The organism is Actinomycetospora sp. NBC_00405 (genome assembly GCF_036044095.1).
Classification (GTDB): domain Bacteria; phylum Actinomycetota; class Actinomycetes; order Mycobacteriales; family Pseudonocardiaceae; genus Actinomycetospora; species Actinomycetospora callitridis.
Genome location: NZ_CP107938.1, coordinates 4,532,865 through 4,545,149, shown reverse-complemented (window position 1 = coordinate 4,545,149; position 12,285 = coordinate 4,532,865). Strand labels below are relative to the sequence as shown.

The following is a 12,285-nucleotide window of genomic DNA, read 5'->3' as shown; positions in this document are numbered from 1 at the left end:
AGGAGATTGACGAGAAGTTCGCGACCGACGACTTCAGGTTCTGGCGGTCGAGGGCGCGTTCGTGGAGCCGGCCCCGCGCACGCCCAAGGAGATCGTCGAGCGGATGCGCGCGAACGGGCTCGAGGACCCCGAGGGCTAGCTACGAGTCGTGTGGACGCTCGGGTCGGCCCCGTCGGGCTGATTGACCATGCATCGCCGGGTCGCTGAGTCTGCCTTCCTTCCGAAACGTCACCTCGTTGGTGTCCAGGTGGCGCCACTCCTGCAGGTAGTAGTCGTTCTCGCGATCGACCACCTCGACCCGGCGCTCCATGCGCTGCCGGTCGCCGTTCCATTTGATCTCGCTGTACTGCTCGCGGTGGGGCTTGACCTCGCCCGGCTGGCCGTGGCGCGCCTTGCCCCTGAGTCCCTCGTCGATGCGCAGCTCGTCGGTCACTTCGATCACGCGGTCTCGGCTGCCACAGGATGTGCAGCTGGCCTGATCTTGGGCTAGGTCGGCGCCGCAGGCTGCGCATTTGTGGCAGGCCATCAGTCCACCTCCGAGATGCGGCGGTCCCGCGCCCGTGCCGGGAACCCCGTCCTGCGCACGGCCCGGACGCAGCGGCTACGCCGGAGTCGCCACCTGCGGCAGCGTGTGGGTATGCCCGTGCTGTTCCGGGAAGATTGCTTCACGCCGGGCCTCAGAACTCGCCGCCGTGATGGCCGCGGTCGAAGCCGTCGGCGGCGTCATGGACTTCACGACCTTCACGGTCCGCCACCACCGCGGGCACCGTCTCCGCGACGTGCGGGACGCCGTCTCGGCCGCCTCGCGCGCAGTGACCGGCGGCGAGGAGTGGATGCGCGACAAGGTCGGCATGCTCGACTGGGCGCGCGTCGTCGAGATCACCCACACCCGCCGATCGGGCTGGCACTGCCACGTCCACGCACTCACGGCCTGGTCGTCGGCGGTGACCGAACGCGACTCGGCCTGGGTCCCGATTCGAGCCTGGCGCCGCTGGGACCGCGCACTGCGCCGGCATAACTTCGACTCGACCCCGGTCCGCGGAGTCGACATCCGGCGCGTGGTCGGCGGGGACGAGGGCCTCGGCGCGTACTTCGCGAAGGCGTCGCTCGAGCTGACCTCGACGTTCACGAAGGACTCCCGCGCTGGCCGGTCCCCGTGCGCCCTGCTCCGCGACGCGACCGAGACCTACGAGGTCAGGGACGTAGAGCTGTGGCGTGAGTACGAGGCTGCGAGCCATGGCCGCAAGCAGCTTACGTGGAGCCTCGGCCGGATGGACCTGCGCCGGTTCGCCGGTCTCAGCCGCGAGCAGTCTGATGAGGAGATCGCGGCCGAAGACCGGCGGGGACGACGCCCTCTTCCTCGTCGGCGAGACCTGGACGATGATCAGCCGAAGGCGGTTACAGGCTGAGCTCCTCGCCGGCACCGACCAGGGCGGCATATCCGCCGCGACTGCGTGGCTCGACGAGCGCCGCTTGTCGTGGCAATGGTGTCGACCACCGGGGCGTGATCCTGGGCGGCGCCGGGAGGTCCCGCCACGGTGCGGGATGAGGCGCGAGCCGTACTAGGAGACCGATGACCGAGGTCGTGGTGGAGCTGCGCGCGTTGCTCGACGAGGACGACGAGACCCGGCAGCCCTGGTGGTAGGGCTAGTAGGGCCTTGGCGGGTCGAGCTCCGGGCCGGAGCACAGCACGCCGGACCTCGCCGAGCTCGTCGTTGGCACCGCCGAACCTGGACAGGTCGTCCGCTGGGTCATCTGCGACGACCGCGCCACCGACGAGGTCGGCGTCGAGTCGGTGTCTGAGGCCGTCGCGCGGACCGGCGTGACCTTGCCGCAGGTCGGCGGACGGCCTCGAGCCCCGTTCGAAGTCGAGCGGGACGGAGAGGATCGCGGGGCCACAGTCGTGATCTAGTTCAACGTGGCCACCGCGACCCTGGGCGCTTCTACCCTGCTGGGCGAAGCTCTCGCTCGCTAGGCGGGCGAGCCCACGGAGGGGTGCGCAAGGAAGCCCGAGGCTGCGCAACCCCAGGCGTCAATCACGACCTCACCGCGAGGGCGACGCTACGCTCCGGCTAGTCGTATTCAGGCGGCCTCCGATAAGAAGAACCAATGATGGATTTCCCACAGCTTATCGACTTTGTGGTAAAAGCCGCCGTCTCCTGCTCGGGGCAGGAGTCATAAGCCGCACCTTCTCCATGCAGTGGCGGATCGGATTCACGATCCACTCCGCTGGCCCGGACTGCCCAATACCGTCTGTGGTTGCAGACCCCTCCGTGTATGAGTGACCACGCGACCCGTCGGCCACAAGGGAGCACCCGAGGCTGGCGGCAACCCGCCGTCAGGCCGCGCTCCGTGGGCCACCGGAGCACGTCGGGAAAGTCTGCGATGGAGAAGAGAAAGAGAGGGAGGGTGGCCAGAGTCGTGATCTGGTTCAACGTGGCCGCCGCAGCCCTGGGTGCTTCGACTGCACTGCTCCAGCTTGTCGAAGTTCTCGCCCGCTAGACGGACGAGCGTAGGGAAGGGACCAGGGAGGAGCTGCGCAACTCCTCCGGCCATCTAGTCCCTTCCCTACGCGAGTTCGGTGATCGTGGATGCGCTGGCTTAGCGGTCACGTTTCTGATCTTCCGTCGTGCCCTCGACGACGCGCATGCGGCCGGACCGCGAGGTGGTCACTGAGTACCGCCCTGGATCACGCGCAGCCCGGCTCGCCGCTGCTCCTGCCGGTGTCGGCGCAGTCCCTCACATGCTCGATGAGACCGGTCGCGAGCTCGGAGGGCGCCTTGTCGCGGTTGATGTAGATCGTTGTCAGCGCGGGGTCGCGGACGTCAATCTTGTATCGGTGCTGCGGCTCCACCCGGGCGGTCCTGATGTCCAGAGGGCCGGCGGCTGCGAGCTGGACCAGCAGCGCTAGGTCTGGGCGGTGCACGTCGGGGATGATGCTCATACGTCGGACCTCCAGCGTCCGTTGCGGCCCCGGAGCCGGCGTTGCACCGCCGGCCGGAGCCGCTCTGTGTCCTGCATCGATCGGCGCGCTGGGTCCTCGTGCCTACCGATCTCATCCTTCACGTTCGTAGGCATCAAGGCCGTAATCGTGAAGTAGGTCGGGTGGACTGGGCCCGGTTACGAGAGACACGGTCACGGGGCTATAGCGCGTATCGATGATCGCGCGAAGCGATCACGGCAGGACTCTGGCTCCGCGTCCGGTCACGACCTGGACGTACGCCCAGCTCTCCAGCAACTTCATCGCTCGCTGGACAGTCGACACCGACACCGCTTGCTTCTCGGCGAGCGAGACCAACGACGGCAACAGCTCGCCAATTGGCCAGGCGCCGGCCTCGATCTCCTCGGCCAGAGCGTGCGCCACGACTTCGTACGGATGCACCGCGTCGAGTGCCGGACGAGCGCGCGATGTCGGCGCCGGGCGGGACGGCATCCGTGAGAACAACGTCGAGGAAGCGCGCTGGTCAGACTCCGAGACCCACGCGGTGTACACGCGGAGGGTCGTAGTGCCCCCACCTGCGTGACCGAGCCTCCCCGCCACGGTGCGGACATCAACGCCCGCGGAGATGAGCTCGGTCGCCGAGTAGTGACGCAGCTTGTGGATCGTCGTCTTGATGCCGAGACGCGTGGCGAGCTTCGTGTACCGCTGGGAGACCGAATCCGGCAGGAGGTGGGTCGAGCCGTCAGGGTCCCGCGAGAAGACGAACGCGTCGTCGGTCAGCGAGGCATCCACGGCGCGAGCCCGCTCCTCGCACAGTGCCCGGTGAGCGCGGAAGAGAGCGACGGACTCGTCGTCGAGAGCGAGACGACGGTGCTGGTGGGACTTCGTGTCCTTCTCCCACCGCTGTGTTCCTCGCTGGCCGATGCTCCGCGCCAACATCAGGGTGCCCCGCACGAGGTCAACGTCGCGCCACCGGAGACTGCAGAGCTCCCCGCGTCGCAGGCCCGTCACCATGACCAGCCACACCAGCAAGCCCCAGTCCGGGTCCTTCCACGCCTCGTTGAGAATGCGGGCAGCTTCCTCGGGCGAAGGGGGCGTGGGGTTCGGCTTCGGGGCAGCCGGAGGTTCTGCCGACTCGATTGGGCTCGCGGGTATCCAGCGCCAGCGGACGGCGCGTTTCAAGGCGCCGCTCAAGATGAAGTGGATCTGACGGACGGTCGCTGGCGCCAGCGGGCGGCAGACGTGGTCACGGCAACGCTCATCGCAGGTGTGTTCGCGAGACGTCCGGTGGTCGAGGCGAGGGCGCCGATCGCAGTGAGCCCGGCACCGCCGGAGCTCTGCGTAGAACGAGTCGAACACGTCTCCGTCGAGGGCTCCGACCTTCAGGCCGCCGATGAGCGGGCGGACGTGCCTGTCTGCGTAGCCGACGTATGTGGAGACCGTGCTCGCATCGCGGTCGATGACCTCGAAGTACTTGTCGAGCATCTGGTTGACGGTCGCGGACGTCCGGGGACTCCGGCGCTCGTCGAGCTGAGTTCCGAGGCGACGCGCAGCCTTCTCTGCTTCACGGGCGGCCCTGGGGCCGGGAGGGATGACCTCACGCAGGTACATCCGACTGCCGGTGACGGGGTCCCAGCCGGCGAAGAGGGAGACCCGCAGGGATCCGCTCGGCAACGTCTCGACCGTGCCCCGCTGTGCGCCTCGACGGCCTCGCTCAGGAGCCACGACGAGGAGCGTACAGCTCGATCTGCTCCACGATCTGCTCCACGACGGGCCCTAGAGTCACTGCGCGGGCCGCGGGAGCTCCTGTTCCTGCTGGTCAGACGTGGTGGGCCCCGTGGGACTCGAACCCACAACCAACGGATTAAAAGTCCGTAGCTCTGCCCATTGAGCTAGAGGCCCGGGCCGCGGTGCGGCCGCGGGGGAAGCGTAACCGCGGCGCTGCCCCGACTTGGGGTCGATGGCCGAGGCCACCGTATCGCTGGGCCGTTCAGCGCAATTGTTGCTCCACTCGGCGACGCCACAGCGACCGAGGAGTCGTGGCCGGCACCACCCACCCGGGAGGCGTCCGGCCGTCCCGACGGACCTGGACGAGTGAGGGCCGATCACCGCGCGAGGGTTCGAGAACGTCGTTTCCGCTGCTCAGCGCAACGCACGCGATTGAGCACCGCCAGGGCTCCCCGACACGCCGGAGCGACGCGCCGATCACCCGTATGACGTTGCGTAGCAGGGCGTCACCGTCCGCTGACCATCGTGCAGCGACGAGGAAACGGGTACCAAACACTCGCAGCACCGGAGTACCTACTCCCGGTGTGCACGACCGGTGCGGTGGGACCGAGCGCTCCCTGATTCACGGCTCGATCCCGCCGCGTGCCGCACGGTTCCCCGTGGGCCCCGACGGGACGCCACCCAGGCCTCCCGACCGCACGGAGAGGAGGCCACGACGTGTCGATGGCCGTGGTCATGTCCGAGATGCCCGACCTCTGGCGCAAGGTGCTCGCCGAGCACGTGCCGGACCCTCAGGGGAACTGTCGCGAGTGCTACCACGCCGGCGGTCGGGCCAGCTGGCCGTGCCAGACCTACCGCATCGCCGAGGAGGCGAAGTGGGTCGCCGAGGGCGGTCTGCCCGGCACCGGGCCGCACGGCCCCGGCCCGAGCCGCACCCGGCTCAGCCCTCCGGAGCCCCATGCCGCGCGCCGGGATGACCCGCTCGAGGGCCCTCTCGAGAGCACCGACGCACCGAGCTCGACCCCGAGTTCCACCCCGTTCCCCGCGACCGGGGGCTGGCGCTCGCCGTCGACCGGCTCCACGCCCCTGCCCTGGCTGACCGGTGAGAGCATCCCGGACGACCACCGTCGGTTCGCGGGCGACCCGCTGGCCTCCGGACCGATGCCGGCCGCCCGGGACGACGCCACCGGGGAGCGCCCCTACGGCTCGACGTTCGACGCGCCCTACGGCGCCTCGTTCGGCATCGACGACCGGCCCCGCGCCGCGCACTAGGCAGCGCACCCGGGCGCGTCGCCGGCCCCGGAGACAGGAAGGCCCCCGGAGCGCTCCCTCCCGCACCGGCGATGCCGGGCGGTCGGGCCCCGACTGGACGAGGGTCGGGGAACTCCGGGGGCTGGTGTCCTGCCTGGATTCGCTGGCCGCCCTGCCGCAGGATCATCGCCTGCGGACCGGCCACTCCACGGCCTTCGAGCAGCTAGCTGACGGACACCTCACGAGTCCTGTCGTTCTTCAACGCTGGACCACCTCCTCTCCCGTGTACCGACCACGCTAGGCGCGCTTCGATCACCTCGCAAACGGCTTCCGGCACGTTCCTTGACGAGCAACCGATAGGTTGCCTATGGTAGGACAGGCAACCGCAGGGTTGCCTGATCGGAGGCGTGATGGACGAGGTGTTCCGCGCACTCGCCGACCCCAGTCGACGGGCTCTGCTCGACGCGCTGCACGCCCGCGGCGGCCAGTCGCTGCGGGAGCTCGGCGAGGGTCTGGAGATGTCCCGCCAGGCCGTCGCCAAGCACCTCGGGGTGCTCGAGACCGCGGGTCTCGTCGTCACCTCGTGGCAGGGGCGGGAGAAGCACCACCACCTCAACGCCGCGCCGATCAACGACGTCGCCGACCGGTGGATCCGGCGGTACGACCGGGCGCGGGCGCAGACCCTCGCCGACCTCAAGCAGGCACTGCAGGAGAACTCCGAGGAGACCGAGATGTCCGACGACTTCGTCTACGTCACCTACATCCGCACGACGCCCGAGAAGCTCTGGCAGGCGCTCACCGATCCCGCGTTCATCGCGAAGTACTACGACGGCGGCGGTCCGACGTCGGACTGGGCGGTGGGCTCGAAGGTCCTCTGGTCGATGGGCGGCGAGGAGCCGAACGACTGGGACCAGCACGTCCTCGAGGCCGATCCGCCCCGGCGGCTGTCCTTCACCTGGCACAACTACCAGCCCGAGATGCAGGAGATGTTCGGCTGGAGCGACGAGCGCCTGGCCGAGCTGCAGCAGGAGAAGCGCTCGAAGGTCACCTTCGACATCGAGCCGGCGGGGCAGGCCGTGAAGCTGACGGTCACCCACGACGACTTCGTGCCCGACAGCGAGATGCTCAAGGGGGTCTCGGGCGGCTGGCCGGCGATCCTGTCGAACCTCAAGTCGGTGCTCGAGACCGGCGAGGCCGTGGTGACCGACTGAGCGCCGGGTCGAGGAAGCGGATTTCCTGGCGTTGAGTGCCAGCGAGGACGCAGGGCTTGCACTCGGAGAGTGCTGACTGACTAGCCCCGAGAACGCCAGGCGGCCAGGTCGTCGACGGAGCGGGTGTTGACGATCCGCTCCACCGGCACCTCGCACTCCTCCGCGCGCTCGCAGCCGTAGGGCTGCCAGTCGAGCTGGCCGGGGGCGTGGGCGTCGGTGTCGACGACGAACTCGCAGCCCGCGGCGAGGGCCTGGCGCAGCAGGGGGCGCGGCGGGTCGAGGCGCTCCGGGCGCGAGTTGATCTCGACCGCGACGCCGTTCTCCACGCAGGCGTCGAACACCGCCTCGGCGTCGAACGTCGAGGGCGGGCGGGTGCCGCGGCCCCCGGTGACCAGGCGCCCGGTGCAGTGCCCGAGCACGTCGACCAGCGGGTGCGACACCCCGGCGACCATGCGGGCGGTCATCACGTCGCTCGGCGCCCGCAGCTTGGAGTGCACGCTGGCGACGACGAGGTCGAGCTCCTCGAGCAGGTCGTCGGGAGCGTCGATGTCGCCGTCCTCGAGGATGTCCACCTCGATGCCGCGCAGGAGGCGGAACGGCGCCAGCTCCTCGTTCACCGCGGCGATGACGTCGAACTGTCGGCGCCGGCGCTCGGGCGTGAGGCCGTTGGCGACGGTCAGGTTCTCGGAGTGGTCGGTGAGCACCATCCACTCGTGTCCGAGGTCGCGCGCGGTACGAGCCATCTCGAGGATGTCGCTGCCGCCGTCGGACCAGGTCGAGTGCGTGTGGCAGTCGCCGCGCAGCGCGGCGCGGAGGCCCGTCCCGCCCGCGACGGGCTCCGTGTGCCGGCTCTCCAGGTCGGACAGGGTCGCCGACGTCCCGCCGTCGAGGACCTCGGTCACCACCGCCGCCGTCTTCTTCCCGACCCCCTTGAGGTCGGTCAGCGTGCCGGCCCGCGCGCGAGCCGCGACGTCGTCGGGGTCCAGCTCGGCGAGCCGCTCCGCCGCGGAGCGGTAGGCCTTCACCCGGTAGGTCTCGGCCCGCTCACGCTCGAGATAGAAGGCCACGGCGCGCAGTGCGGCGATCGGGTCACCGTCGACGGGAAGGGCGGTCACGTGGTCAGGGATACCCCACCCGAGGCGGTCGTGGGCCGCGCCACCACGCACAATCGGTGGTGAGCACTGTGATGGAGGTGGTCTGCTCGTGCGGGTGACCGGAGTCGGGCACGCGGGGATGCATTTCGAGACGACGGGCGGCAGCGTGCTGTGCGACCCGTGGGTGAACCCGACGTTCTTCGCGTCGTGGGTGCCGTTCCCGGACAACACCCAGCTGGACTGGGACGCCCTCGGGGACTGCGACTACCTCTACGTCTCGCACCTGCACCGCGACCACTTCGACGCGGTCAACCTGCGCGACCACGTCTCGAAGGACGCCCGCGTCCTGCTGCCGGACTACCCCACCGACGAGCTCGAGAACGAGCTGCGCGCGCTGGGCTTCCGGCACTTCGTACGCACCGAGAGCGGTGTCCCGCAGGAGCTCGACGGCGGCCTGCGGTTCATGATCACGTCGTTGAAGGGGCCGGGCGACGGCCCGATCGGCGACTCCGCGCTCTCCCTCGACGACGGCACCGCGCGGATCGTCGACCAGAACGACGCGCACCCGCTGGACATCCCGAAGCTGCTGGAGTTCGGCGCCTACGACGCGCACTTCACGCAGTTCTCCGGCGCCATCTGGTGGCCGATGGTCTACGACCTGCCCAAGGCGGCGAAGCGTGAGTTCGCCCGCCGCAAGCGCATCGGCCAGGAGGACCGGGCGATGCGCTACATCCGCGAGGTCGGCGCCCCGCACATCTTCCCGACGGCCGGCCCGCCCTGCTTCCTCGACGACGAGCTGTTCCAGTGGAACGGCCTGGGCTACGAGGGCGTCGAGGACGAGTCGATCTTCACCGACCAGTGGGAGTTCCTGGGCCGGATGCGGGAGCTCGGTCACGACGCCGGGAGCGACCAGCAGGGCCACCTGCTCCTGCCCGGCACGACCGCCGAGATCGGCCACGGCACCGTGGACGACCTCGCGCACCCGATGTCGGACGCCGACATCGAGACGATCTTCCTCGACAAGGAGCGCTACCTGCGCGACTTCGCCGAGCGCGCCCGGCCGGCGATCGAGGCCCAGAAGGCGCAGTGGGCGGCGCCGCAGCCGGACATCCTGCGCCAGCTCAAGGAGTGGATCGAGCCGCTGATGAAGCGCGCCGACCACATGTGCGACGGCATCGGCGGCCCGGTCCGGATGGACCTGCACGGCATGCCCGACGACACCCCCGGGGTCGACGAGGACGGCACGCTGTCGCTGGCGTTCGACTTCACCGCCCGCGAGATCCGCGTCTACAACGGCGAGCAGGCCCGCTACCGCTGGGGCGTGCCGGCGACGCTCGTGCAGACCAACATCGCCACCGGCGAGGTCGACTGGTCGAACTCGCTGTTCCTGTCGGTGCGCTTCACCGCGACGCGCGTCGGTCAGTACAACGAGTACCTCTACACGTTCTTCAAGTGTCTGTCCGAGGAGCGGATGGACTACGTCGAGAACTGGTACGACACGCAGAACGACGACGGTCGCGACATCGAGCTCGACGGCTGGGCGGTGCAGGCGCGCTGCCCGCACCTGTCCGCGGACCTGTCGAAGTTCGGCGCCGTCGACGGCGAGGTGCTCACCTGCACGCTGCACAACTGGAAGTTCAACCTCCGGACCGGTCGGTGCCTGACGTCCGCGGGGCACGAGATCCGGGCGCACAAGCTGGGAGACTGAGGTCGTGCTCCGCATCGGTCCCCTCGAGCTGCCGACGCCCGTCGTGCTCGCGCCGATGGCCGGCATCACCAACGTGGCGTTCCGCCGCCTGTGCCGCGAGCAGGGCGCGGGGCTCTACGTCTGCGAGATGATCACCGCGCGGGCGCTGGTGGAGAAGCACCCCGGCACCGCCGAGATGATCGCGTTCGACCCGGACGAGACCCCGCGCTCGATGCAGCTCTACGGCGTCGACCCCGTGACGATCGGCCGCGCGATCGACCGGATCGTCGACGAGGACCTCGCCGACCACGTCGACCTCAACTTCGGCTGCCCGGTGCCCAAGGTGACGCGACGCGGCGGCGGGGCGGCGCTGCCCTACAAGCGGCGGCTGTTCGAGTCGATCGTGCGGACGGCCGTCGCCTCGGCGTCCCGCGGCGGGCTGCCGCTGACGGTGAAGATGCGCGTCGGCATCGACGACGACCACGTGACGTTCCTCGACGCCGGTCGCATCGCCGCCGCCGAGGGCGCCTCCGCCGTCGCCCTGCACGCGCGCACCGCGGCGCAGCGCTACTCGGGCCACGCCGACTGGGACCGCGTCGCCGAGCTGCGCGAGGCGGTGCCCGCGGACGTGCCGGTGCTCGGCAACGGCGACATCTTCGCCGCGACCGACGCCGTGGCCATGATGGAGAAGACCGGCTGCGACGGCGTCGTCGTCGGGCGCGGCTGCCTCGGGCGGCCGTGGCTCTTCGGGGAGCTCGAGGCCGCGCTGGCCGGTCGCCCGATCCCCACGCCCCCGCGCCTCGGCGAGGTCGCGGCGGTGATGCGGCGCCACGTGGAGCTGCTGATCGCCCACCACGGCGAGCGCAAGGGCGTGCGTGACTCCCGCAAGCACATGTCCTGGTACCTGCACGGCTTCGCCGTCGGCTCGGAACTGCGCCGCGAGCTCGGGATGATCGACGGGCTGGAGCGTCTCGACGCGCTGCTCGCGCAGCTCGACCCCGACCTGCCGTTCCCGCCCGACGCCGACGGTCCGCGCGGTCGGCAGGGCTCGCCCGGGCACGTGACCCTGCCCGAGGGATGGCTCGACGACCCCGAGGACGACACCGTCCCGGCGGGCGCCGACGTCATGCACTCCGGCGGCTGACCCCCTCACCGGACGCTACTCCCCGTATCGAGGCCCGGCATCACGTCGATCACACGTCACGGCCGGCATGCGCGTGTCCGCCACGACCACCGTCGCGGGCGACTCAAGGTGGGCCGAACGTGTCGGCACGGGATCCGTCTACGCAGCGTCACGTGCGCCGACCGAGCGAAGTTGTCGGCGTCGCGGCGAAGGACCGTTACAGAACCATGATCGAGGGCGACACTAGAGGCAGGGACGGAGGTGATGTGTGTGCGCTTGGCCGGGCTGCTGCCGAGACGCGGGACCGTGGCGACGACGACCGCGGAGCCGGTGCTCGACACCGGGGTCGCGACCCCCGCCGCACACCCCACCCCCGACGAGGGCACCGTCACCTGCGGTTTCCCCACCTCCCCGATCGTCGGGCTCGATGCGGCGCCCTCGGTCACACCATCGGGGGCGCCGACCGTCGCCGGCCGGTCCGACCAGGCGCGGGCCCACGAGGCGGCCGCCGAGGTCCTCGCCGACCGCGGCGACTGGCGCCGCGCGTACCAACATCTCAAGGCCGCCGTCTCGCTCGTGCGGGACGAGCGGACGACGCCGGACGAAGTGCCCGATCAGTTACGCCTCGAGGTCGATCGTCTCCGTCGCGAGCGCGCCGAGGCCCGCGAGCAGAGCCGTCGGGACAGCCTCACCGCCACCTGGAACCGCCGCTACCTCGACGAGCGGCTGAGCACGCTGCGTGGTGACGGTGGCGACTCCCCCGCCTGCGTGGCGCTGGCCGACGTCGACCACTTCAAGGGCGTCAACGACACGCACGGCCACGCCGTGGGCGACCAGGTGCTGCGCCGCCTCGTCGACCTCATGAACGAGGAGCTGCCCGCCGAGGGCTTCTGCGCGCGCTACGGCGGCGAGGAGTTCGCGCTCGTCCTGCCCGGCCTGGCGCCCGCCGAGGCGGTGCGGGTGTGCGAGGAGGCCCGCGCGCGGGTCGACGCGTACCCGTGGCACGAGCTCGCCGACGACCTGCGCGTCACGGTCAGCGTCGGCGTCGCGTGCCTCGACGCCGGCGCACACCCCGGCGCGCCCGGCCTGGACGCCGCCGACGCCCTGCTCTACGTCGCCAAGCGCGCCGGCCGCAACGCCGTGGCCTACCGCGACGCCGACGACGGCACCGTGCGGCTGGCCGGAGCGGCTGCCGCCCGTCGCGGGATCGCCACCGCTGCCCGCGGCGCGTTCCCGACGTCCTGACGGCC

At 70.5% G+C, this 12,285-nt stretch carries 10 protein-coding genes and 1 tRNA gene; 6 read left to right on the top strand and 5 right to left on the bottom strand.

The window, feature by feature from the left end:
• Window positions 1–139 precede the first annotated feature (139 nt).
• Window positions 140–442, bottom strand: a complete 303-nt coding sequence (locus OG774_RS22385) for a hypothetical protein (RefSeq protein ID WP_328304443.1) — start codon at window positions 440–442, stop codon at window positions 140–142.
• A 118-nt stretch (window positions 443–560) separates the two neighbouring features.
• Between OG774_RS22385 and OG774_RS22380 the strand changes: the two genes are divergently transcribed.
• Window positions 561–1,409, top strand: coding sequence for a protein rep (locus tag OG774_RS22380; protein WP_442873902.1), 849 nt, complete (start codon window positions 561–563; stop codon window positions 1,407–1,409).
• A 1,280-nt stretch (window positions 1,410–2,689) separates the two neighbouring features.
• Here the strand turns inward: OG774_RS22380 and OG774_RS22375 are convergent.
• The 3 genes from OG774_RS22375 to OG774_RS22365 form a co-directional block, all read right to left on the bottom strand.
• On the bottom strand, window positions 2,690–2,944 hold the full coding sequence (locus OG774_RS22375; RefSeq protein ID WP_328304439.1) for a hypothetical protein: 255 nt from the start codon (window positions 2,942–2,944) through the stop codon (window positions 2,690–2,692).
• Between the two features lie 231 nt (window positions 2,945–3,175).
• Entirely contained in the window at window positions 3,176–4,426 is a 1,251-nt protein-coding gene (locus OG774_RS22370; protein ID WP_328304437.1) for a tyrosine-type recombinase/integrase, read from the bottom strand.
• 341 nt (window positions 4,427–4,767) lie between these two features.
• Window positions 4,768–4,843 (bottom strand) — tRNA-Lys (locus OG774_RS22365).
• A gap of 543 nt (window positions 4,844–5,386) precedes the next feature.
• On the opposite strand from OG774_RS22365, the gene OG774_RS22360 reads away from it, so the two are divergent.
• Together OG774_RS22360 and OG774_RS22355 are read left to right on the top strand one after the other, a co-directional pair.
• Window positions 5,387–5,941 (top strand): hypothetical protein, encoded by a 555-nt coding sequence (locus OG774_RS22360; RefSeq protein WP_328304435.1) that lies wholly within the window; start codon window positions 5,387–5,389, stop codon window positions 5,939–5,941.
• A 389-nt stretch (window positions 5,942–6,330) separates the two neighbouring features.
• Complete coding sequence (locus OG774_RS22355; RefSeq protein WP_328304433.1) at window positions 6,331–7,131, top strand: ArsR/SmtB family transcription factor; 801 nt, start codon at window positions 6,331–6,333, stop codon at window positions 7,129–7,131.
• Between the two features lie 80 nt (window positions 7,132–7,211).
• Here OG774_RS22355 and OG774_RS22350 read toward each other — a convergent pair whose 3' ends face one another.
• On the bottom strand, window positions 7,212–8,246 hold the full coding sequence (locus OG774_RS22350) for a PHP domain-containing protein (RefSeq protein ID WP_328304432.1): 1,035 nt from the start codon (window positions 8,244–8,246) through the stop codon (window positions 7,212–7,214).
• Between the two features lie 88 nt (window positions 8,247–8,334).
• Between OG774_RS22350 and OG774_RS22345 the strand changes: the two genes are divergently transcribed.
• The 3 genes from OG774_RS22345 (at window position 8,335) to OG774_RS22335 (ending at window position 12,280) form a co-directional block, all read left to right on the top strand.
• Entirely contained in the window at window positions 8,335–9,933 is a 1,599-nt protein-coding gene (locus tag OG774_RS22345; protein ID WP_328304430.1) for a Rieske 2Fe-2S domain-containing protein, read from the top strand.
• A gap of 4 nt (window positions 9,934–9,937) precedes the next feature.
• Window positions 9,938–11,056: a tRNA dihydrouridine synthase DusB gene (dusB, locus tag OG774_RS22340; RefSeq protein ID WP_328304428.1), complete on the top strand. Its 1,119-nt coding sequence runs from the start codon at window positions 9,938–9,940 to the stop codon at window positions 11,054–11,056.
• Window positions 11,057–11,341: 285 nt separating this feature from the next.
• Window positions 11,342–12,280 carry a GGDEF domain-containing protein gene (locus OG774_RS22335; protein ID WP_328304426.1) on the top strand — a complete coding sequence of 313 codons (939 nt, stop codon included), beginning with the start codon at window positions 11,342–11,344 and terminating at the stop codon, window positions 12,278–12,280.
• The last annotated feature ends 5 nt before the right edge of the window (window positions 12,281–12,285 follow it).